At 67.9% G+C, this 1,138-nt stretch carries 2 protein-coding genes; one reads left to right on the plus strand and one right to left on the minus strand.

The features are described from left to right. A partial coding sequence (locus AAH991_RS40055; RefSeq protein WP_346231180.1) for a carboxymuconolactone decarboxylase family protein occupies positions 1-258 on the minus strand: 258 nt, incomplete at its 3' end. Positions 259-590: 332 nt separating this feature from the next. On the opposite strand from AAH991_RS40055, the gene AAH991_RS40060 reads away from it, so the two are divergent. Continuing rightward, positions 591-986 carry a nuclear transport factor 2 family protein gene (locus tag AAH991_RS40060; RefSeq protein ID WP_346231181.1) on the plus strand — a complete coding sequence of 132 codons (396 nt, stop codon included), beginning with the start codon at positions 591-593 and terminating at the stop codon, positions 984-986. Positions 987-1,138 lie beyond the last annotated feature (152 nt).

The following is a 1,138-nucleotide window of genomic DNA, read 5'->3' on the forward strand; positions in this document are numbered from 1 at the left end:
CGTACGCACCCGCTCGACCAGGTCCATGCCCTCGGGAAGCTGCGCGGCGGCGAAGGCGGCGTGGGAGGAGGCGCAGAACCGGCACTCGTTGAGCGACGAGACGTAGGTGGCGATCAGTTCGCGCTCTCCCCTGGTCAGCGTGCTGGCCGCGCGCAGCAGCACCTCCGCCAGCGCGTTCATCGGCGCGGCGGTCTCGGGCCGGTAGCCGAACAGGCCGATGATGCCGGGCTCCTCGGTGGGCAGGGTGATGTGGGGCATCCTCACTCCTCGGACTGGCGGGCGGGCGGGAAGCGACGGACAGGGACGGCGGGGATCGGGGTGATTCCGGGCCGGTCGAATAGCGAATTCCGGCGGTCTCGCGCGATGAAACGGCCCGCCGAATGCTCATGATCCTTACTCCTCCACTTCGATGTCAACGGCCGATTCGGATGTGTCGATGAATTGCCAGGTCCGGGCCGTTTCCCTGGCGGGGTTAGCGCAATCTGGCCTTGTGGTAAGTCCGTTCTCACCGCGATGTTCGCTGACACTGATCGAGGCACGGCGCCGGCACAATCACCCGAATAGGCCAACCCCAATACGGAGGGTGCGTAATGTCGGAACACCCCAATGTGATCGTGGTGCGGGAGAGCTACGACGCCCTGGCCAAAGGAGACCTCGATTACCTCAGGGGTACCCTGCTCGCCGACGACGTGGTATTCCACGTCCCGGGCCGCGGCGCCCTGGCCGGCGCGCATCGCGGCAAGGACGAGGTGGTGAACTATCTCGCCCGGCTCGGTGAATTGTCCGGAAACACGCTGGGATACGAGCCGGAATCATTCCTCGTCGGAGACGACAAGGTCGCCGCGGTGGTCCGCGTCCGGGGCGAGCGCGGCGACCGCCGTCTCGACGACCACGGCGTCCAGGTGTTCCGCGTGGCCGACGGCAAGATCACCGAGCGCTGGAGCTACCCCTACGACCCCTACCTCTTCGACGAGTTCTCCGACTGACGCCGTCTCGTGGTGGGACGGCCGGGCCGGGCGGAACCGGCCCGGCCCGTCCGCCCCACCCTCATCCCGCCGCCAGGGCCTCGGCCAGCACCGCCACGTATCCCTGCGTGAGCCTGGCCCGTTCGAGATAGTGCTCCGGGTCGTCGGAGGCC

It is taken from the genome of Microbispora sp. ZYX-F-249 (genome assembly GCF_039649665.1).
GTDB classification, from domain to species: Bacteria; Actinomycetota; Actinomycetes; order Streptosporangiales; family Streptosporangiaceae; genus Microbispora; species Microbispora maris.